Origin of the sequence: Uruburuella suis, from assembly GCF_022870845.1 — a bacterium.
GTDB classification, from domain to species: Bacteria; Pseudomonadota; Gammaproteobacteria; order Burkholderiales; family Neisseriaceae; genus Neisseria; species Neisseria suis.
Genome location: NZ_CP091507.1, coordinates 76,602 through 95,755, shown reverse-complemented (window position 1 = coordinate 95,755; position 19,154 = coordinate 76,602). Strand labels below are relative to the sequence as shown.

Below are 19,154 nucleotides of genomic sequence, written 5' to 3'. Positions count from 1 at the left end.
AACACACATGACTTACTGCGCCGCCCTCAATCTGAAAGAAGGCATGGTTTTTGCCTCCGACACCCGCACCAACGCCGGCGTGGACCACATTTCCACATTTAAAAAAATGTATACCTTCGGCGTGGACGGCGAGCGCAGCATCATCATGCTCACCGCCGGCAACCTCGCCACCTCGCAAGCCGTGGTCAATCTTTTGCGCAGCGGCATCGCGCAGGGCAGCGCACCCAACCTGCTCAACCTGCCCAGCCTGTTCGACTGCGCCATGCTGGTGGGCGAGCAGGCCAGCAGCGTGGCCAAAACCAGCCAGCACCGCGCCCACATGCAAGAGGGCTTCGGCAGCAATTTTCTGCTCGGCGGCCAAATCAACGGGCAGCCGCAAGAGCTCTACCAAATCTACCAAGAAGGCAACTGCATCAGCGCCACGGAAGACACCCCGTTTTTCCAAATCGGCGAGAGCAAATACGGCAAGCCCATACTCGACCGCTCCATCAACCACGAGAGCAGCCTCGAAGACGCCGTGCGCGCCTTATTGGTGTCGTTTGACTCCACCATACGCTCCAACCTATCCGTGGGCTTTCCCATCGACTTAATGGTGTATCGGCGCAACAGCTGCACCCTGCCCGCCGGCATCCGTGTGGACGACAGCGACCCCTATCTGCACAACATCCGCGCCCAATGGTCGGAAGGGCTCAAAGCCATTTTGCAGCAATTCGACGTGCCGCCCGATTATTACTTCAAATAAAACACAGGCCGTCTGAAAGCTTTCAGACGGCCTTTAAAACATCATGCCAAAAAATACGATTTATAAAATTTAAAATACGATAAAATAAAATAATCGTAGTTTTACGCAATAAAATACCAACACAAAGCCAGCTCGGCTTGCAAAAAAAAGCAAAAGCGCGTAAGCTTGCTGCATTATTCAAACCTTAAGTAAGCATAATGAACGCACACAAAACCGACGACGTTAAAATCAGAGAAGTCAAAGAGCTGCTGCCCCCGATTGCCCATCTTTATGAATTGCCCATCAGCGACACCGCCGCCGATTTGGTGCACCAAACCCGCCAAGAAATCGCCGATTTGGTGCACGGCCGCGACAAGCGCCTGCTGCTGATTATCGGCCCCTGCTCCATCCACGACCCCGAAGCCGCGCTCGAATACGCCCGCAAGCTTCTGCCTCTGCGCAAAAAATACGAAAAAGAGCTGCTGATTGTGATGCGCGTGTATTTCGAAAAACCGCGCACCACCGTGGGCTGGAAAGGCCTCATCAACGACCCGCACCTCGACGGCACCTTCGACATCAACTTCGGCCTGCGCCAGGCGCGCCGGCTGCTGCTCGCCCTCAACGACATGGGCATGCCCGCCTCCACCGAATTTCTCGACATGATCACGCCGCAATATTATGCCGACCTGATTGCCTGGGGCGCCATCGGCGCGCGCACCACCGAAAGCCAGGTGCACCGCGAGCTGGCCAGCGGCCTTTCCTGCCCCGTGGGCTTTAAAAACGGCACCGACGGCAACCTCAAAATCGCCATCGATGCCATCGGCGCCGCCAGCCACCCGCACCACTTTTTATCGGTAACCAAAGCCGGCCATTCCGCCATTGTGCACACCGCCGGCAATGCCGACTGCCATGTGATTCTGCGCGGCGGCAAAGAGCCCAACTACGACAGCGGCCATGTAAAAGCCGCCGCCGAAGAGCTCACCAAAGCCGGCGTCACGCCCAAGCTGATGGTGGATTGCAGCCACGCCAACAGCCGCAAAGACTACACCCGCCAAATGGAAGTGGCTCAAGATGTGGCGCAGCAATTGCGCGCCGGTGAAAACAACATCATGGGCTTGATGGTGGAAAGCCACCTCGTGGCCGGCCGCCAAGACAAACCCGAAGTCTACGGCCAAAGCATCACCGATGCCTGCATCGGCTGGGATGCCACCGAAGAAATGCTCGCACTTTTAGCCGAAGCCAACCGCAGCCGCGTATAAGCTTTTGCATCACACCAAAGGCCGTCTGAAAATGATTTTCAGACGGCCTTTGGTTGTATAGTGAAATGAATGAAAAACTTATACAAAAATAAGAAATCTAGCATCATGTGTAGGGTGTGTGGCGCAGCCACGCACGCGGTTTAAACGGCTTCTGCATATGGCTTGCTACATGCGCCTGTATAAGTTTTTCTTTCATTCCACTATATTATTTTTCAGGTTGGGTATAAGTTGATTAAAGCCTTGCAGGCCGTCTGAAACTTGGATATTCAGACGGCCTGCTTGGTTTTGAGGTGTGTGGCAGGGTTCATGCGTATGATTACGCTGCGCTAATCGCACCTACTGCACTGATGCGCTTGATCAGCCGCCAAACAAGCGCATAAAGCCTTGCACGATGCCCAACACCAGCGCCAGAAAAGGCTGCATGATTTTGCTCAGCAGGCCGGTAAACAAAAGCGCAATCAGAATCCACATGCCGTAAGGCTCGATTTTGCGAAACTGAAACGAGGCCTTGGCCGACAAAAACGTGTCCACAAAGCGGCCGCCGTCGAGCGGCAGAATCGGCAGCATATTGAGCACAAACAGCACCGCATTAATCATCACGCCGAAATAAGCCATTTGCTGCATCGGATTTTGAAAGTTTTCCGGCACCAGCGGCGAGAGCATCATCAACACCGCCCAGCCGAACATCATCACAAAATTCGATGCCGGCCCGGCAATCGCCACCATGCGCATGCCGATGCGGGTGTCGCGGAAATTGCGGCTCACCACCGGCACGGGCTTGGCCCAGCCAAACATAAAGCCGGTGGTGAAAAACATCACCGCCGGCACCACAATGGTGCCGATGGGGTCGATGTGCGCCAAGGGGTTGAGCGTGAGCCGCCCGAGCTGCTCGGCGGTGTGGTCGCCGTAATGGCGCGCCGCATAACCGTGCGCTGCTTCGTGCACGGTAATCGCCAGCAGCACCGGCAGCACCGCCAATAAAAATATGCCTAAATTGAAATTGCCCATTGAGATTTCCTTGTGGTGATGATGTGTTCAGACGGCCTGTTTGATTGGAAAGGCCGTCTGAAAGATTTTCAAAAATAAAGCCGCTTCACAAACCAAACAGCGTCTTATCGCCCTTGCCTTCGCGCACCAATTCCACGCCGTCGGTCATGTCGATTACGGTAGTGGGATCAGTGCCGCACCAGCCGCCGTCGATAATCACATCCACCGCGTGTTCGAGGCGGTCGCGGATTTCATAGGGGTCGGTGAGCGGCTCGCTGTCTTCGGGCAGCATCAGTGTGCAGCTGAGCATGGGCTCGCCCAATTCTTGCAGCAGCGCCAGCGCGATTTTATTGTCGGGCACGCGCAGGCCGATGGTTTTGCGCTTGGGATGCAGCGTGCGGTTGGGCACTTCTTTGGTGGCCTGCATGATAAAGGTATAGCTGCCCGGTGTGGCGGCTTTGAGCATGCGGTATTGGCTGTTGTCCACTTTGGCATAAGTGCCCAGCTCGCTCAAGTCGGCGCACATCAGCGTGAGGTGGTGCTTGAGGTCGATTTTGCGAATCTGCAAAATCTTTTCCATTGCGGTTTTATCACCCAATTGGCAGCCGAGTGCATAACAGGAATCGGTGGGGTAAACGGCAATGCCGCCTTTGCGGATAATGTCTGCCGCCTGCTTCACCAGCCGCTCTTGCGGGCTGTCGGGGTGGATAGCGAAAAATTGTGCCATGATGGTGTTCCTTTATTTGTTATTTTTTTTTCAGACGGCCTTGATGAGGCCGTCTGAAAGGTTTATTGGCAGATATTCAAGTATTAGGGCGATTTCAACGTTTAGGCCGTCTGAAAGCTTGCCCACACCGGCTTGCAATCGGGCGGCAACTCGGGGCACGCGCCCAATGTGCCGCCGCTGTAATCGCCCAAGCGGTGGAAATCGCTGCCGCAGCCGGCCATCAGATCGAAGCGTTCGGCCAAAAGGGCATAATTCAGGCGGTCGTTTTTATCGCTGTTGCCGCTGTGCACTTCAATGCCGTCGCCGCCCAGAGCTTTAAATTCTTCAAACAGATTGCGCTTGGCGGTGGCGGAAAAACCGTAGCGCATCGGATGGGCAATCACCGCCAAGCCGCCTGCGCCTTTAATCGCCGCCACGCAATCTTCCAAGCTCGCCCATTCATGCGCCACGCTGGCGCTTTTGCCGTCGCCCAGATATTTGCTGAATGCCTGCGCTTTGTTGCGCACATGGCCGCTGTTGATTAAATAATCGGCAATGTGGGTGCGGCTCACCATTTCGGGGTTGGCCGCCAAGGCGAGCGCGCCTTCATAAGCGCCGACTATGCCTTTTTTTTCCAGCTTTTCGGCAATCGCAGCCAAGCGTTTCAGACGGCCTTGACGCACTTGGGCGAGCAGGCTTTGCAGCGCTTCGTTTGCGATATCGAAATCCAGCCCGACAATGTGCACGCTGCGGTGCCGCCACGTTACCGAAATTTCCACACCGTTGACAAAGCCCATGCCCAGCGCCGCCGCTTCGGCACGCGCTTCGGCCAGGCCGCCGGTGTGGTCGTGGTCGGTAAGTGCGAGCAGGGTGCAGCCGTTGGCGTGCGCCAACCGCACCACTTCGCGCGGGGGCAACATGCCGTCTGAAACGGTGGAATGGCAATGTAAATCAATCATGGCGAGCCTTAAATTTTTGCCAGCAAGGCCAGCAAAGTGTGAATCTCTTTATCGCCCAGCCGCACCAATGCGCTCTCGAGATTGGCGTTTAACGTGGCCAGCGCTTCGTGATACAGGGTGCGGCCGGATTCGGTGAGCACCACCAAGCTCATGCGGGCATCGCGCTCGTGCTTTTCTTTGGCCACCCAATGCAGTTTTTCCATCGGGCTGAGCAGCTTGGTGATCGCCGATGCGGTTAACGACACCGATTCGGCCAAATGAATCCGGCTGATGCGCTGCTCGGGCGCCTTGCTCAGCGTGTGCAAAATCATAAATTCCGACATGCCGATGCCGTGCGCACTTAGCGGGCGCTCAAGATTTTTCTGCAACAGCGCGCGCACTTCAAACAAACGCACCCATAAATCCAGCTTAATCGGATTGCTTGGTTCAAACATATTATTTCCTTCACTTTTACTTGAAAGGTGAAGTATATTTCCATTTAATATTAAGCACAAGCACTTTTTGTTTTGCCGTTTGCCGGTTTATTCGGCCTCTTCCTGCGCCTGCTGCTCGCGCCATGCTTTTTGCTGCGCATCGTATTCGGCTTTTTCGTTCCAATAGATGGTTTGAATGCAGGCGTCGCCGCAATCGCTGCCGCAGCATTCCCACGCTTCGGGGCGCACCGGCTCGGGCATTAAATCTTCAGGCTTCAGTTTCTGGGTCATGGCCGTTTTCCACTTCCAGCACCGCGCCGTTGAACTCAATCACTTCGCCGCCGCGGATTTTGGCGGTTTTGCGGGTTTCCACTGCGCCGTTGCGCAACACCTGCCCTTCGGCAATCAGCGCTTTGGCTTGGCCGCCGCTTTCAACCAGGCCTGCGAGCTTGAGCAAATCGCATAAGGCGATATAGTCGCTCTCTTCCAGATAAACGGTAGCGTGCATGGCAATACTTTCTTTTTTTCAGAGGCTTGTAAATGGGTATATTTTACGCGAAAACAAGCCGGCATGCGGCTTTGGGCGGATTTAAACGGCATTTTGGGTTACACTGCGCTTATCCGCCCCATGCCGTCTGAAAGGCTTTTCATGCGCCGCTTGCTGTTGTTGCTGGTTTGCCTGCTGTTTGCCCCGACCGCGTTTGCCGCCTGTGCGCCCGATAAAGCAGTGAAGCTGGGTGCGCTCGATTGGGAAAGCGGCCAATTCACCACCGCCGTGCTCAACACCTTGCTGCACGAGGGCTACGGCTGCGCCACCGAATCGGTGCCGGGCACCACGCCGGCACTGGAAACGGCGCTGGCGCAAAACGATATTCAGATTATCGCCGAGCAATGGGTGGGGCGCTCGCCGATTATGCAGCAAGCCGTGGCCGAGGGGCGCGCGGCGGTGATCGGCAACACGCTCAAAGGCGGCGCAGAGCAAGGCTGGTATGTGGCCGATTATGTGCAGGCCGCGCATCCCGATTTGAAAAGTGCGGCCGATCTGCCGCGCTTTGCCGGCTTGTTTACCGACCCCGAAGCGCCCGATAAAGCGCGTTTTCTCAATTGCCCCAGCGGCTGGACCTGCGAAACCTTCAACACCCGCCTGCTCGCCAACACCGGCCTGGCCGCTACCTTCAATAATGTGCACCCCGGCACCGGCGCGGCGCTGGATGCGGCCATTGCCTCAGCTTATGAGCAGCAAAAGCCGCTCTTGTTTTATTATTGGCAGCCCACCGGCCTGATGGCGAAATACCGCTTCGTGCCACTTGAATTCCCGCCTTACGATGAAGCCTGCTGGCAAAATCTGCTGCAAGCGGGCAACACTTCGGCCTGCGTGTCGGGCTTTCCGGCATCGCAATTGGCGGTAGCCGTGTCGGCACCGTTTCAAGCGGCTCACCCCGATTTGGTGGCGGTGATTGAAAAAATGCAGTTTGAGCCGCACACGCTCAACCGCATGATTCTGGAAATGACGGAAAACAAGCGCAGCGGCAGCGAGCAGGCGCGCCTTTTTTTGCAGCAGCATCCTGAAATTTGGGCGGATTGGGTGTCGGATGAAGCCCAAGGCCGTCTGAAAGCTTCGCTGGGCATGCCCGAAGCGAAAAGCAGCAGCCTGTTTGCTTCGTGGTCGATTGCCGGCGCGCTCAACCGCTCGCTGGCGCAAACCGTGCAAAACTACGGCAGCGATTTCCGCCTGCTGAGCCAATTCACCCTCAACACTTTGCTACTGCCGCTGGAGCGCGCACTACAAGCGCTGCCTGCTTGGCTGGTGTTGCTCTCGGTGGCCGCGCTCGCCTGGCATGCGGCGCGCAAGCTGTGGTTTGCCGCTTTGTGCGCATTCGGCTTCTACACCATCGGCGCGCTCGGCCTGTGGCCGGCTTTGATGCAGACGTTGGCACTTTTGGCCGCTTCGGCGCTCTTTATCATTATTATCGGCATTCCGTTGGGCATTTGGATGGCACGCAGCCCGCGCCTGCACAAGCTGCTCTCGCCGGTGCTCGATGTGATGCAGACCATGCCGAGCTTTGTGTATCTGATTCCGGTGTTGATGCTGTTTGGCATCGGCAAAGTGCCGGCGCTGTTTGCCACGGTGGTGTATGCCATTGCGCCTTTGGTGCGGCTCACCGCGCTGGGCATACGCCAAGTGAGCCCGCAAATGATAGAGGCGGCCGAATCATTCGGCAGCACACGTTGGCAGCTTTTGCGCTGGGTGCTGCTGCCGCAGGCCAAGCCCAGCATTATGGCGGGGCTGAATCAGGCGGTGATGATGTCGCTGGGCATGGTAGTGCTCGCCAGCATGATCGGTGCGCGCGGCTTGGGCGAATATGTGCTGCAAGCCATTCAAACGCTCAACATCGGCCAGGGTGTGGAAGCGGGCGCGGCGATTGTGATTTTGGCGATTATTATCGACCGCATCACTCAGGCCTACGGGCGGCGCAGCGGCAAGGCCGTCTGAAAACCAACCTTTTCAAACCAACTTTTTCTCTTCAGGCACAGGCCGTCTGAAACCACAACGGGAAATATTGATGACTTCCATCCGCTTCGAACACGTCAGCAAAATCTACGGCAAAGAAAAAGCCTGCCGCAAAGCGCTGGCCATGTTGCGCCAAGATGCGCCGAGTGAAGACATTTTTCAGGCCACCGGCTGCCAAGTGGGCCTGCGCCGCATCAGCCTCACCATTCCGGGCGGCGGCATTTTTTGCATCATGGGCTTATCGGGCTCGGGCAAATCCACACTGGTGCGCCACATCAACCGCTTAATCGAGCCCAGCTGCGGTGAAATTTGGGTGGGCGGCACCAACGTTACCGCCCTGAGCGAAACAGCGCTGCGCGATTTCCGCCAGCAAAAAGTGAGCATGGTGTTTCAGCATTTCGGCTTGCTGCCGCATTTAACCGTGCTGCAAAACGCCGAATACGCCTTGCGCGTGCGCGGCCTGCCGATGGCCGCACAACACGAGCAGGCACGCTATTGGCTCAACGAAGTGGGCTTGAGCGGCCATGAAGAAAGCTATCCCGATGCGCTCTCCGGCGGCATGCGCCAACGCGTCGGCCTCGCGCGCGCGCTGGCGGCCGACACCGATATTTTGCTGATGGACGAGCCTTTTTCCGCGCTCGATCCGCTGATTCGCGCCAAATTGCAAGAGCAGCTGCTCGATTTGCAGCAGCGGCTGGGTAAAACCATTGTGTTTATCACCCACGATGTGGGCGAAGCGCTCAAGTTGGGCAGCCAAATGGCGATACTCAACGCCGGCGCGCTGGTGCAAAGCGGCACGCCGCAGCAATTGCTCGAAGCACCGGCCGATGATTATGTGGCCGAATTTATGACCGTGCGTTAAACAAACGCCATTCAAATAAACGCCATCATGTTCATGCCAAATGCCGTCTGAAAACCTTTCAGACGGCATTTGTAAAACTTATAGCAGCCCGTAGGTGGTGCTGTCGAACGGCTTTTATTTGGTCAGGTTATTTTTTTGAATGGGTATCAGACGGCCTTTTATCCTACGCAAATCCGCTGCACTTTCCCACCGGATAAGCGCTCTGCCCATGCGGCATAAATCCGACAGGCCGTCTGAAAAACCGGCGTTTGCCGAGCGTGTGCATTGCCTTGCGCACCAAACAAATCTATAATATCGGCTTCCCGCTCTTAAGGGAGTAGCCATCCGCGTGTTTCAGGCGCGCGGAGCCATTGTCAACACACTTGCCGCTCTCGGCATGGCAACGGCATCTTTGCTCAAGCGAAGACAGGCAAGACTTAAGGCACGCAAGGCCGCCTCTGTGGGCAGCGCTTGGCGTGCTTTTTTGTTTGCCCACGGTTTTGAGTATCTTGCACATGGAAGCTTTTCTCTCGTCCACCCTCGCCGTGGCCATTGCCGAAATCGGCGACAAAACCCAATTGCTGGCGCTTTTTCTGGCCGCCCGCTTCAATCAAAAAAGCGCCATTATCGCGGGCATTTTTGTGTCTACCCTGCTCAATCATTTGCTCTCTGCCGTTATCGGTGTGTGGCTGGCGCAATTTGTGTCGCCCGAAATGATGAAGTGGATCGTCGGCATCAGCTTTATCGCCGTGGGCTTGTGGCTTTTGGTGCCCGATAAAGACGGCGCCACCAACAACCGCTGGCTGCAATACGGCGCATTCGGCGCCACGGTGGTGTTGTTTTTCCTGGCCGAAATCGGCGACAAAACCCAAATCGCCACCGTGCTGCTGGCCGCTAAATACCAATCCATGCTGTGGGTGGTGGCCGGCAGCACGCTGGGGCTGATGCTGGCCAATGTGCCGGTGGTGTATTTGGGGCATGCGCTGATGAAGAAAATTCCCGCCAAAGCCGTGCGCCTGGCTGCCTGCGCGCTGTTTTGCATTTTGGGTGCCGCCACCTTGCTCGGCAGCGGTATTGCCTTAAGCTGATTTTTCACACCCATTCAAAAAAGTAAAATGATTTTTTTGGATGGGCGTGAGGCCGTCTGAAAGCCGATATATGTTTGAAATCCTCTTGCGCCACCCCGATTTTGTGGCAATCAACAAGCCCGCCGGCCTCTGCGTGCACCAAGATGGCGCGGCAGAAAGCTTCACCGGCCGGCTAGCACAGCAGCTCGGCGTGGCGCGGGTGTGGCTGCTGCACCGGCTCGACAAGCCCACCGGCGGCGTGTTACTGCTGGCGCTCAACCCTGAAGCCGCCTCGGTGCTGGCGCAGCAGTTTGCCGCGCACAGCATGCACAAAACCTATCTGGCCCTCAGCAGCCAAAAGCCCGCCAAAAAGCAGGGCTGGGTGAAAGGCGACATGGCCAAAGCGCGGCGCGGCGCATGGAAGCTGCTGCGCACGCAGCAAAACCCGGCCCTCACCCGCTTTCACAGCCGCAGCATTGCCCCCGGCCTGCGCTTATTCGTGCTGCAACCCTTAAGCGGCAAAACCCACCAGCTGCGCGTGGCCATGAAAAGCCTGGGCAGCCCGATTTTGGGCGACACGCTCTATGGCGGCCAAGCGGCCGAGCGCCTGTTTCTGCATGCCTGGCGGCTGCAATTCGATTATGCCGGTGTATCGTTCTGCATTACTGCCGCGCCTGATGAAGCCTGGCCGCCGGGCGTTTCAGACGGCCTCGAATAACACCATATTCCGCCACATTGCCGATGCCCCCGCAATCCCTACCGTTTAACCCCGCCAACCCAACTTTACACGGCGCATGGCTATAATTAAGCCACTTTTCCCGCCCGCCCGCTTATGAAACCGATTTTCTATTACACCGCTGCCTTTTTTCTGACCGCCGCCCTGCCCGCACAAGCAGCCACCTATATCTGCCGAAGCGAGGGCAGAGCCGTGTTCACCACCGAAAAGCTTGGCCCGCACTGCACGCTTTCGCAAATGAACGGCATCAGCGACCAAGCCGCATCTGCCGCCGATGGCGAACCCATCACCCGTTTGTGGGAAAAAGAGCAATTCGGCGCTTATGACGACATTAAAATCCTGCCCACCCCCAAGCCCAGCGGCGTGACCAACACCGCCGATGCCGCCTCGCCCTCGATGCGCATCAAGCTGCGCAACGCCCCGAAAAACAGCAAAGCCCAGTCTGCCCGGCCGCGCACACCCGCACCGGTGATCGCCGCCCCACCCGCGCGGCCGCAGCTTTCGCGCAAACAGATTCTGCAAAACGAAATCCGCAACGAGCAAGCCGCCTTAGTGCGCGAGCAAGCCCAGCTCAACGTGGCCAAAAGCAAGGGCGACAAAGCCAAAGTCAGCCGCCTCGAGCAAGCCGTGCGCGACCGCCAAGCCAATATCCGCGCCATCCAGGGCGAAATGGGGCGCTGAACCCAACCCCGTTATGCGCGCGCCAAAGAGGCCGTCTGAAACGTTCAGACGGCCTCTTTGTTGTTGATGATTCAGCACTTTTCGTTATAAACAAACAAAAAAACAGTATTTAGCCGCGCTCGTCAAGCCTGCTATATTGGCTCATCTCATCAAGCAGAGGGCACGGAAAATGAACTTCAAATCACTGTGGCTGGCATTGCCGCTGGCATTGGCGCTTAGCGCCTGCGACCAAGGCAGCGCCGCATCGAAAAGCAGCAAAAGCGCAGAAAAAGTGTCGATATTGAATGTGTCTTACGACCCCACCCGCGAGCTTTATCAGGCTTATAATCCGATTTTCAAACAATATTGGAAAGCCAAAACCGGCCAAGACGTGGAAATCCAACAATCCAACGGCGGCTCGGGCAAGCAGGCGCTCACCGTGCAGCACGGGCTTAAAGCCGATGTGGTTACGCTGGCGCTGGCGGGCGACATCGACGCCATCAACGGCGGCAGCCAAACGCTGATTTCGCCCGACTGGCAGCAAGCGCTGCCCGACAACAGCACGCCCTACACCTCCACCATCGTGTTTCTCGTGCGCAAAGGCAACCCCAAAAACATCCGCGACTGGGGCGATTTGGTGAAAGGCGATGTGCAAATCATCACCCCCAACCCCAAAACCTCAGGCGGCGCGCGCTGGAATTTCCTCGCCGCCTGGGCCTGGGCCAAACACCAGCCCGGCGGCAGCGATGACAAGGCACGCGAATTTGTGCACGAGCTTTACCGGCGCGTGCCGATAATGGATGCCGGCGCGCGCGGCTCCACCATCTCATTCACCCAACGCGGGCTGGGCGATGTGCTTTTGGCTTGGGAAAACGAAGCTTATTTGGCGGTGAAAGAGGCCGGCGATCAATTTGAAATCGTCACCCCCTCGCTGTCGATTTTGTGCGAGCCGCCGGTGGCCGTGGTGGATAGCGTGGTGGATGCCAAAGGCACGCGCGAAGTGGCCACCGCCTATTTGCAGCAGCTCTACACCGACGAATCACAGCGCCTGATCGGCCAACATTTCTACCGCCCCGCCAACCCCGCGGTGTTGGCCGAATTCAAACACCAATTTGCCGACTTGAAACTGGTGTCGATCAACCAGGAATTCGGCGGCTGGGCGCAGGCACACAAGCAGTTTTTCGCCGACGGTGCCGAATTCGATCGGATATATAGCAAGCCGTAAAGCAATTGCCAATTATACCAATCCAAAAAAATAACCTAACTTCGTTGTCTCGCCTTGCCGTACTAGGGCGTCCTGACAATTACTTGTCATAAAGGCAGCCATAGCATAATACAAGCTAAAGCAACTACGCTTTCATAATGCCTTTTCAAACGATCGTAACGGGTGGCAACCGCACGAAAATGTTTCAATTTTTCAAAGGCATTCTCTACCAAATGCCTCGCTTTATACAAATACCAATCCATACACACATTCAGACGCTCCCTGTCTTTTTTATAAGGAATATTCGGCCTGATGCCCATATCGGCAAGCAACTGCCTGAAAGCGTCAGAGTCATAACCTTTGTCGGCAGTCAGCACTTCGGTTGAGGATAAATCTACGCTATCCAGCAATTCCGGTGCCGCAGTAATGTCATTAACCGTTCCCGATGTGACCTTGAAACCTACAGGGTTTCCACAGGCATCGACAGCCAAATGAATTTTAGTGCTATTGCCACCACGGCTGTGGCCGATAGCGGCTGCCTCTCCAACAGTTGCCGCTGCATGTTGGTGGACTTTGACATAGCTGCCGTCAATAAATACCCATTCCATATCGGGGAATTCGGTCAAGGCATTGAGTATGCTTTGAAAAATCCCTTTCTCCGACCATCTATGGAAGAGGCGCAACAGGGAATTGCCTTTACCGAAAAACGGCGGGATGTCTTCCCACGGTATGCCGGTTCTGATGCGGTAAAGTATGCCTTCTATTTTGAGGCGCAGATTTTTCTTGTGGTAAACGCCTAAATCGAGCAGAATGTTTAACAGCTTTGACCAGTATTCATCTTTGAGTAGTGTTCGAGGCATGGCAGATAAGTATGTTTTGTTTGGCGACAAAAATTTTAACTTATCTGCCTTTCTTTTATCTGATTATTTTTATGACAAGTAATTGTCAGGATGCCCTAGGGCGTCCTGACAATTACTTGTCATAAAGGCAGCCATAGCATAATACAAGCTAAAGCAACTACGCTTTCATAATGCCTTTTCAAACGATCGTAACGGGTGGCAACCGCACGAAAATGTTTCAATTTTTCAAAGGCATTCTCTACCAAATGCCTCGCTTTATACAAATACCAATCCATACACACATTCAGACGCTCCCTGTCTTTTTTATAAGGAATATTCGGCCTGATGCCCATATCGGCAAGCAACTGCCTGAAAGCGTCAGAGTCATAACCTTTGTCGGCAGTCAGCACTTCGGTTGAGGATAAATCTACGCTATCCAGCAATTCCGGTGCCGCAGTAATGTCATTAACCGTTCCCGATGTGACCTTGAAACCTACAGGGTTTCCACAGGCATCGACAGCCAAATGAATTTTAGTGCTATTGCCACCACGGCTGTGGCCGATAGCGGCTGCCTCTCCAACAGTTGCCGCTGCATGTTGGTGGACTTTGACATAGCTGCCGTCAATAAATACCCATTCCATATCGGGGAATTCGGTCAAGGCATTGAGTATGCTTTGAAAAATCCCTTTCTCCGACCATCTATGGAAGAGGCGCAACAGGGAATTGCCTTTACCGAAAAACGGCGGGATGTCTTCCCACGGTATGCCGGTTCTGATGCGGTAAAGTATGCCTTCTATTTTGAGGCGCAGATTTTTCTTGTGGTAAACGCCTAAATCGAGCAGAATGTTTAACAGCTTTGACCAGTATTCATCTTTGAGTAGTGTTCGAGGCATGGCAGATAAGTATGTTTTGTTTGGCGACAAAAATTTTAACTTATCTGCCTTTCTTTTATCTGATTATTTTTATGACAAGTAATTGTCAGGACGCCCTAGGGCGTCCTGACAATTACTTGTCATAAAGGCAGCCATAGCATAATACAAGCTAAAGCAACTACGCTTTCATAATGCCTTTTCAAACGATCGTAACGGGTGGCAACCGCACGAAAATGTTTCAATTTTTCAAAGGCATTCTCTACCAAATGCCTCGCTTTATACAAATACCAATCCATACACACATTCAGACGCTCCCTGTCTTTTTTATAAGGAATATTCGGCCTGATGCCCATATCGGCAAGCAACTGCCTGAAAGCGTCAGAGTCATAACCTTTGTCGGCAGTCAGCACTTCGGTTGAGGATAAATCTACGCTATCCAGCAATTCCGGTGCCGCAGTAATGTCATTAACCGTTCCCGATGTGACCTTGAAACCTACAGGGTTTCCACAGGCATCGACAGCCAAATGAATTTTAGTGCTATTGCCACCACGGCTGTGGCCGACAGCGGCTGCCTCTCCAACAGTTGCCGCTGCATGTTGGTGGACTTTGACATAGCTGCCGTCAATAAATACCCATTCCATATCGGGGAATTCGGTCAAGGCATTGAGTATGCTTTGAAAAATCCCTTTCTCCGACCATCTATGGAAGAGGCGCAACAGGGAATTGCCTTTACCGAAAAACGGCGGGATGTCTTCCCACGGTATGCCGGTTCTGATGCGGTAAAGTATGCCTTCTATTTTGAGGCGCAGATTTTTCTTGTGGTAAACGCCTAAATCGAGCAGAATGTTTAACAGCTTTGACCAGTATTCATCTTTGAGTAGTGTTCGAGGCATGGCAGATAAGTATGTTTTGCTTGGCGACAAAAATTTTAACTTATCTGCCTTTCTTTTATCTGATTATTTTTATGACAAGTAATTGTCAGGACGCCCTAGTTGTACTGTCTGCGGCTCGCCGCCTTGTTAGCTTACTTTTTTGAATTGGTATTATAAACAGGCCGTCTGAAAACTTTTCAGACGGCCTGTTTGCTATCAACCATTTCAAAGCTTTAAGCCGGATTCTGGCCGCCGAGCCGCGATTTCACTATACTGAATCCCTTCACCCCTTCGTTTAGGAGCCGCCATGTTTAAATTTCCCGCCCTCGCCGCCGCATGCCTGCTGGCCGCCTGCACCGCCGCCCCGGCCGCAACCGGCGCACCGCAAGCCGATATTGCCCAAGCCGACATGGCCGCACCCGCTTGGGCCGGCACCTACGCCGGCACTCTGCCCTGCGCCGATTGCGAAGGCATTCAAATCCGCCTCACGCTGCAACCCGATCTGCACTACACGCTTAGCCAAACCTATCTGCGCGCAGGCGGCAACCGCAGCGCCAGCGTGAACGGCCAATTTTATTGGACCGACGAAGGCCAAACCGTGCAGCTCGACAATTATGCCGATGCCCGCCAATTCCAAATCGGCCCGGGCTTTGCCCAAGCGTTTCGATTGGACGGCAGCCCCAGCGGCAACGATGCGCGCTATCGTCTGCAAAAAATCCATTGATATAAAATCATACGCAGGCCGTCTGAATACCCATTCAAAAAAGTAAGCTGACCAAGCGGTGAACCTGCGACAGTACAGCTAGAGTGAAATGCAAGAAAAAGTGACACAAAACTACATTTTGCAACGGCGTGGCTTGGGTTGATCAACCCAAGGTTTCAGACGGCCTGTGGATTTGTTGGGTTGACAACCCAACCTACCTGCCGTATCACTTTTTCTTGCATTCCACTATAGTACGGCAAGGCGAACCAACGAAGTCAGGTTATTTTTTGGATGGGTATGAATATCCTTTCAGACGGCCTTATCTTATATAATAGCGCTTTTGCCGCATCACCATCCAAAGACAAAATCATGAATGCCAAACCCATCATCATCGGCGTGGCCGGCGGCTCCGGCTCCGGCAAAACCACCGTGTCGCGCGCGCTTTACGAGCGCTTCAGCGGCCACCCCATCACCATCATCGAGCAGGATTATTACTACAACGACCAGGCCCACCTCAGCCCCGAAGTGCGGCGCGCGCAGAATTACGACCATCCCGATGCGTTTGACAATGCCCTGCTTTATCAGCAGCTCGGCCAGCTGCTCGAGCGCAAAGCCGTCGAGCTGCCTCAATACGACTACACCCGCGACACCCGCGCCGGCCACACCAAACACCAGCCGCCGGTAGACGTGATTATTCTCGAAGGCATACTCGCCCTTTATGACGAAAACATCCGCAGCCTGATGGACATCAAGCTTTTTGTCGACACCGACGCCGACCTGCGCTTTATCCGCCGCCTGCAACGCGACTGCCTCGAGCGCGGCCGCTCCATCGAATCGGTGGTGGGGCAATATATCGAGCAAGTGCGGCCGATGCACATCCAATTTGTGGAGCCGACCAAGCGCCACGCCAACATTATTATCCCGTTTGACGAGCGCAACGGCGTGGCCGTGGATATTCTGATTGCCAAAGTGGGCGCGATTTTGCAGCAGCGCATCGCGCAAACCCGCTAATCCGGCATACATTAACAAAAGGCCGTCTGAAACGTTTCAGACGGCCTCTGCTTTTATGCTACCAAACAGGCACACACCTTATACCAATTCTAAAAAATAACCTTACAAAATAAAAGCAGTTCGGCAACATCATCCGCGTAGGTCGGATTCTTGAATCCGACGTTTGGCCAACGACCAAAGCAATGTGCGTGCCTTGTTCTGCGAACAAGTGTCGGATTCGAGAATCCGACCTACGGGCTGCCTGTTTGTTTATTATTTTTTTGAATTGGTATTACAGATAAAATTTCTCAATCACATTCAAATCATCATCCAGCTTATACACCAGCGGCTGGCCGGTGGGGATTTCCAGCGCCATGATGTCGTCGTCGGAAATGCCTTCGATGTGTTTGGCCAGCGCGCGCAGGCTGTTGCCATGGGCGGCCACGAGCACGCGTTTACGCGCAATAATGGCCGGCGCGATTTGGTCTTCCCAAAAAGGCAGCACGCGCTCGAGGGTGACTTTCAGGTTTTCGCCGCAGGGCACCACATCTTTGGGCAGGTGCGCATAACGCGGGTCGTTTTGGGCGGAAAATTCATCATTGGGATCGAGCAGCGGCGGCAGGGTGTCGTAGCTGCGGCGCCAAATGTGCACTTGCTCATCGCCGTATTTTTCGGCGGTTTGCTTTTTATCCAAACCTTGCAGCTGGCCGTAGTGACGCTCGTTCAAACGCCAGCTTTTGATTTGCGGCACCCACAATTGATCGCTCTCTTCCAACACGATATTGCAGGTTTTGATGGCGCGGGTGAGCACGGAAGTGAAGGCGATATCGAAATGATAGCCTTTTTCTTTCAGCTTTTTGCCGGCCGCAGCGGCTTCGGCCAGGCCTTGCTCGCTCAATTTCACATCACGCCAGCCGGTAAACAGGTTTTTGGCGTTCCATTCGCTTTGGCCGTGGCGGATAAATACGAGTTCCATTCAATTGCTCCGAGGTGGTTTAGGTCAAAAAGCGTTATATCATAAATCGGCAGGCTTGTTTACCCGCTCATCGGCATCGGTTTGATGTGTGGCAAGAATTTCGTTGCAGCGCGCCTGATAGGTGAGCGCCCAATCGTGCAGGCTTTGAATGGCCGGCAGCAGGGTGCGGCCGAATTCGGTGAGCGAATATTCCACTTTGGGCGGCACGGTGCGGTAATCGTGGCGGTGAATCAGGCCGGCGGCTTCAAGCTCGCGCAATTGCAGCGTGAGCATGCGCCGGCTGGTGTCGGCCATCAGCCGCTGCAATTCGTTGAAACGGCGCGGCGTGTGCGACAAATGGTGGATAATCAGCATTTTCCATTTGCCGCCGATGATGTTGAGGGCGGTGTGAACGGGGCAATAGGCGGCGGTTTGCATCGATATGCCTTTGGAAAAAATGCTTTCACTTTCAGAAGAATGGGAAGCCGCAACGGTATGCGGCGAAGTGAACACAATAAATGAAATAAGGGCACACGGGCGAAACGGTAAGCCGGGTTCTGTCGTCGGACAGTCATTCCTCTAGGCGCACCATTGCTGATGCGCTCCAGCAACCTACCCGAACACTCGGCGAGCAGCGTCGTGGTGTTCTGTTTGGTCTTGCTCCGAATGGGGTTTGGCCTGCTGCGCCTTGTTGCCAAGTGCACGGTGCGCTCTTACCGCACCTTTTCACCCTTACCTGTGCTGCCGAAGCAGCCATCGGCGGTATGGCTTTCTGTTCCACTTTCCGTCGCGTTGCCGCGCCCGGCCGTTAGCCGGCATTCTGCTCTTTGGAGCCCGGACTTTCCTCCCCGCATGCCTTACGCGATGCGCGGCGACTGTCTGTTTTGCCCGTGTGCGGCGCGATTATAGCATGCGCCGCGGCTCACTGGGCAACGCCGGCGCTGCGCGCGGCGCTCCAAGCGGCATTGAGCCGCTCGCCGGCCGCTTGCAGGGCGGCATCGTTTTGCGCTTTGGCAGCGGTGGCGGTTTGCAGCTCGCCCTCATAGCGGGCCACATCGGCTTGTGCCTGCTGCGCACGGGCGCGCGCGGCGGTGAGGTTGCTTTGCAGGTTGGCAATTTCGCTGCCGGTGCTGTTTTGCGCACTCAAGGCTTGGCGGAAAGCGGCTTGCGCGCTCAATAATTCATCGGCGGGGTTGGCTTGCGCCAGGCCGGCGGCGGCAAACAGCATCAGGGCGGTGATTTTTTTCATGGGTCGGATTCCTTTTATGATACGGGGCAGGCCGTCTGAAACCGTTCAGACGGCCTGGAATTTACACTAAACCTAAAACGCAGATAATCAGGCCGCGCAGCGGCGTCCGATGATTTTTATTTTTAAATGGGCATTTATTTTTTACACACCACTTCAAATTGCTTTTCGGTGAGCGTGCCGCTCATCACCGACATCGGGCGCAGATTGGTGGCGGTGTAGCGCTCGTTCATCAGCACTTGGCCGCGCTCATCGATAAGCTGCAAGGCGGTGAGGCGGTAGGTTTTGTTGCGGCAGTGTATTTCCCACTCGCCCACGGCGGTTTTGTAGGCGGGCGTGTTGACAAAGCGCTCTTCACTAAGCTTCACCACGGTTTTTTTATCGCGAAACGTGGCCAATTCGCCGTTGCGCTTGATGCTGCTTTTGTCGATGGCCGCTTTGATGTTGCCGTTGCCAGTGGTGCCGATTTCCTGCCAGTTGCCGGCCACTTGGGTGCCGGTGCCGGCGCAGGCAGCCAGAAAAGCGGCCAGCGAGGCGGCCGCAGTATAGCGCAGGGCGCGGGAAATATTCATGGGTTTCCTTTCAGACGGCCTTTAAAACCGATAAAATAAC

Annotated in this window: 23 protein-coding genes and 1 other RNA gene; 10 read left to right on the top strand and 14 right to left on the bottom strand. The window is 54.9% G+C overall.

Going from position 1 to position 19,154, the window contains the following annotated elements:
• Positions 1 to 7 precede the first annotated feature (7 nt).
• Together LVJ78_RS00460 and aroG are read left to right on the top strand one after the other, a co-directional pair.
• Positions 8 to 742 (top strand): proteasome-type protease, encoded by a 735-nt coding sequence (locus LVJ78_RS00460; RefSeq protein WP_132953706.1) that lies wholly within the window; start codon positions 8 to 10, stop codon positions 740 to 742.
• A 197-nt stretch (positions 743 to 939) separates the two neighbouring features.
• Positions 940 to 1,980 (top strand): 3-deoxy-7-phosphoheptulonate synthase AroG, encoded by a 1,041-nt coding sequence (gene aroG, locus LVJ78_RS00455; protein WP_132953705.1) that lies wholly within the window; start codon positions 940 to 942, stop codon positions 1,978 to 1,980.
• Between the two features lie 357 nt (positions 1,981 to 2,337).
• Here aroG and LVJ78_RS00450 read toward each other — a convergent pair whose 3' ends face one another.
• The 6 genes from LVJ78_RS00450 to LVJ78_RS00425 all read right to left on the bottom strand — a co-directional run bounded on the left by LVJ78_RS00450 (position 2,338) and on the right by LVJ78_RS00425 (position 5,553).
• Entirely contained in the window at positions 2,338 to 2,988 is a 651-nt protein-coding gene (locus LVJ78_RS00450) for a site-2 protease family protein (protein ID WP_132953704.1), read from the bottom strand.
• Between the two features lie 85 nt (positions 2,989 to 3,073).
• Complete coding sequence (locus tag LVJ78_RS00445; protein ID WP_132953703.1) at positions 3,074 to 3,694, bottom strand: L-threonylcarbamoyladenylate synthase; 621 nt, start codon at positions 3,692 to 3,694, stop codon at positions 3,074 to 3,076.
• Between the two features lie 101 nt (positions 3,695 to 3,795).
• Positions 3,796 to 4,632: a PHP domain-containing protein gene (locus tag LVJ78_RS00440; RefSeq protein WP_132953702.1), complete on the bottom strand. Its 837-nt coding sequence runs from the start codon at positions 4,630 to 4,632 to the stop codon at positions 3,796 to 3,798.
• Positions 4,633 to 4,640: 8 nt separating this feature from the next.
• Positions 4,641 to 5,066, bottom strand: a complete 426-nt coding sequence (locus LVJ78_RS00435; protein ID WP_132953701.1) for a MarR family winged helix-turn-helix transcriptional regulator — start codon at positions 5,064 to 5,066, stop codon at positions 4,641 to 4,643.
• An 87-nt stretch (positions 5,067 to 5,153) separates the two neighbouring features.
• Positions 5,154 to 5,336, bottom strand: coding sequence for a hypothetical protein (locus tag LVJ78_RS00430; RefSeq protein WP_132953700.1), 183 nt, complete (start codon positions 5,334 to 5,336; stop codon positions 5,154 to 5,156).
• Positions 5,314 to 5,553 (bottom strand): RNA-binding S4 domain-containing protein, encoded by a 240-nt coding sequence (locus LVJ78_RS00425; protein WP_132953699.1) that lies wholly within the window; start codon positions 5,551 to 5,553, stop codon positions 5,314 to 5,316. The genes LVJ78_RS00430 and LVJ78_RS00425 overlap by 23 nt, the downstream gene beginning before the upstream one ends.
• Before the next feature lie 63 nt (positions 5,554 to 5,616).
• Between LVJ78_RS00425 and LVJ78_RS00420 the strand changes: the two genes are divergently transcribed.
• The 6 genes from LVJ78_RS00420 (at position 5,617) to LVJ78_RS00395 (ending at position 12,086) form a co-directional block, all read left to right on the top strand.
• Positions 5,617 to 7,539 carry a glycine betaine ABC transporter substrate-binding protein gene (locus tag LVJ78_RS00420; protein WP_243650338.1) on the top strand — a complete coding sequence of 641 codons (1,923 nt, stop codon included), beginning with the start codon at positions 5,617 to 5,619 and terminating at the stop codon, positions 7,537 to 7,539.
• Between the two features lie 70 nt (positions 7,540 to 7,609).
• Positions 7,610 to 8,419 (top strand): ATP-binding cassette domain-containing protein, encoded by an 810-nt coding sequence (locus LVJ78_RS00415; RefSeq protein WP_132953698.1) that lies wholly within the window; start codon positions 7,610 to 7,612, stop codon positions 8,417 to 8,419.
• A 494-nt stretch (positions 8,420 to 8,913) separates the two neighbouring features.
• Positions 8,914 to 9,486 (top strand): TMEM165/GDT1 family protein, encoded by a 573-nt coding sequence (locus tag LVJ78_RS00410; RefSeq protein WP_132953697.1) that lies wholly within the window; start codon positions 8,914 to 8,916, stop codon positions 9,484 to 9,486.
• 70 nt (positions 9,487 to 9,556) lie between these two features.
• On the top strand, positions 9,557 to 10,183 hold the full coding sequence (locus LVJ78_RS00405; protein ID WP_132953696.1) for a TIGR01621 family pseudouridine synthase: 627 nt from the start codon (positions 9,557 to 9,559) through the stop codon (positions 10,181 to 10,183).
• A gap of 114 nt (positions 10,184 to 10,297) precedes the next feature.
• Positions 10,298 to 10,882, top strand: coding sequence for a hypothetical protein (locus tag LVJ78_RS00400; RefSeq protein ID WP_165870912.1), 585 nt, complete (start codon positions 10,298 to 10,300; stop codon positions 10,880 to 10,882).
• A gap of 169 nt (positions 10,883 to 11,051) precedes the next feature.
• Positions 11,052 to 12,086, top strand: coding sequence for a sulfate ABC transporter substrate-binding protein (locus LVJ78_RS00395; protein WP_132953695.1), 1,035 nt, complete (start codon positions 11,052 to 11,054; stop codon positions 12,084 to 12,086).
• A gap of 86 nt (positions 12,087 to 12,172) precedes the next feature.
• Here the strand turns inward: LVJ78_RS00395 and LVJ78_RS00390 are convergent, their stop codons facing one another.
• The 3 genes from LVJ78_RS00390 to LVJ78_RS00380 all read right to left on the bottom strand — a co-directional run bounded on the left by LVJ78_RS00390 (position 12,173) and on the right by LVJ78_RS00380 (position 14,669).
• Complete coding sequence (locus LVJ78_RS00390; protein ID WP_244802570.1) at positions 12,173 to 12,925, bottom strand: IS5 family transposase; 753 nt, start codon at positions 12,923 to 12,925, stop codon at positions 12,173 to 12,175.
• 119 nt (positions 12,926 to 13,044) lie between these two features.
• Positions 13,045 to 13,797 (bottom strand): IS5 family transposase, encoded by a 753-nt coding sequence (locus LVJ78_RS00385; RefSeq protein WP_244802570.1) that lies wholly within the window; start codon positions 13,795 to 13,797, stop codon positions 13,045 to 13,047.
• A 119-nt stretch (positions 13,798 to 13,916) separates the two neighbouring features.
• On the bottom strand, positions 13,917 to 14,669 hold the full coding sequence (locus LVJ78_RS00380) for an IS5 family transposase (protein ID WP_244802559.1): 753 nt from the start codon (positions 14,667 to 14,669) through the stop codon (positions 13,917 to 13,919).
• 286 nt (positions 14,670 to 14,955) lie between these two features.
• On the opposite strand from LVJ78_RS00380, the gene LVJ78_RS00375 reads away from it, so the two are divergent.
• Positions 14,956 to 15,372 (top strand): copper resistance protein NlpE, encoded by a 417-nt coding sequence (locus tag LVJ78_RS00375; protein WP_132952758.1) that lies wholly within the window; start codon positions 14,956 to 14,958, stop codon positions 15,370 to 15,372.
• A 348-nt stretch (positions 15,373 to 15,720) separates the two neighbouring features.
• Positions 15,721 to 16,362 carry a uridine kinase gene (udk, locus tag LVJ78_RS00370; RefSeq protein WP_132952756.1) on the top strand — a complete coding sequence of 214 codons (642 nt, stop codon included), beginning with the start codon at positions 15,721 to 15,723 and terminating at the stop codon, positions 16,360 to 16,362.
• A gap of 271 nt (positions 16,363 to 16,633) precedes the next feature.
• On the opposite strand, the gene LVJ78_RS00365 is transcribed toward udk, so the two are convergent.
• The 5 genes from LVJ78_RS00365 to LVJ78_RS00345 form a co-directional block, all read right to left on the bottom strand.
• On the bottom strand, positions 16,634 to 17,317 hold the full coding sequence (locus LVJ78_RS00365) for a 2,3-diphosphoglycerate-dependent phosphoglycerate mutase (protein ID WP_132952754.1): 684 nt from the start codon (positions 17,315 to 17,317) through the stop codon (positions 16,634 to 16,636).
• A 39-nt stretch (positions 17,318 to 17,356) separates the two neighbouring features.
• On the bottom strand, positions 17,357 to 17,734 hold the full coding sequence (locus LVJ78_RS00360) for a winged helix-turn-helix transcriptional regulator (RefSeq protein WP_132952752.1): 378 nt from the start codon (positions 17,732 to 17,734) through the stop codon (positions 17,357 to 17,359).
• A gap of 92 nt (positions 17,735 to 17,826) precedes the next feature.
• Positions 17,827 to 18,187: RNase P RNA component class A (gene rnpB / locus LVJ78_RS00355), an RNA gene on the bottom strand.
• A gap of 31 nt (positions 18,188 to 18,218) precedes the next feature.
• Positions 18,219 to 18,545: a hypothetical protein gene (locus tag LVJ78_RS00350; protein WP_132952750.1), complete on the bottom strand. Its 327-nt coding sequence runs from the start codon at positions 18,543 to 18,545 to the stop codon at positions 18,219 to 18,221.
• Between the two features lie 134 nt (positions 18,546 to 18,679).
• Complete coding sequence (locus LVJ78_RS00345; RefSeq protein ID WP_132952748.1) at positions 18,680 to 19,114, bottom strand: surface-adhesin E family protein; 435 nt, start codon at positions 19,112 to 19,114, stop codon at positions 18,680 to 18,682.
• Positions 19,115 to 19,154: the final 40 nt, after the last annotated feature.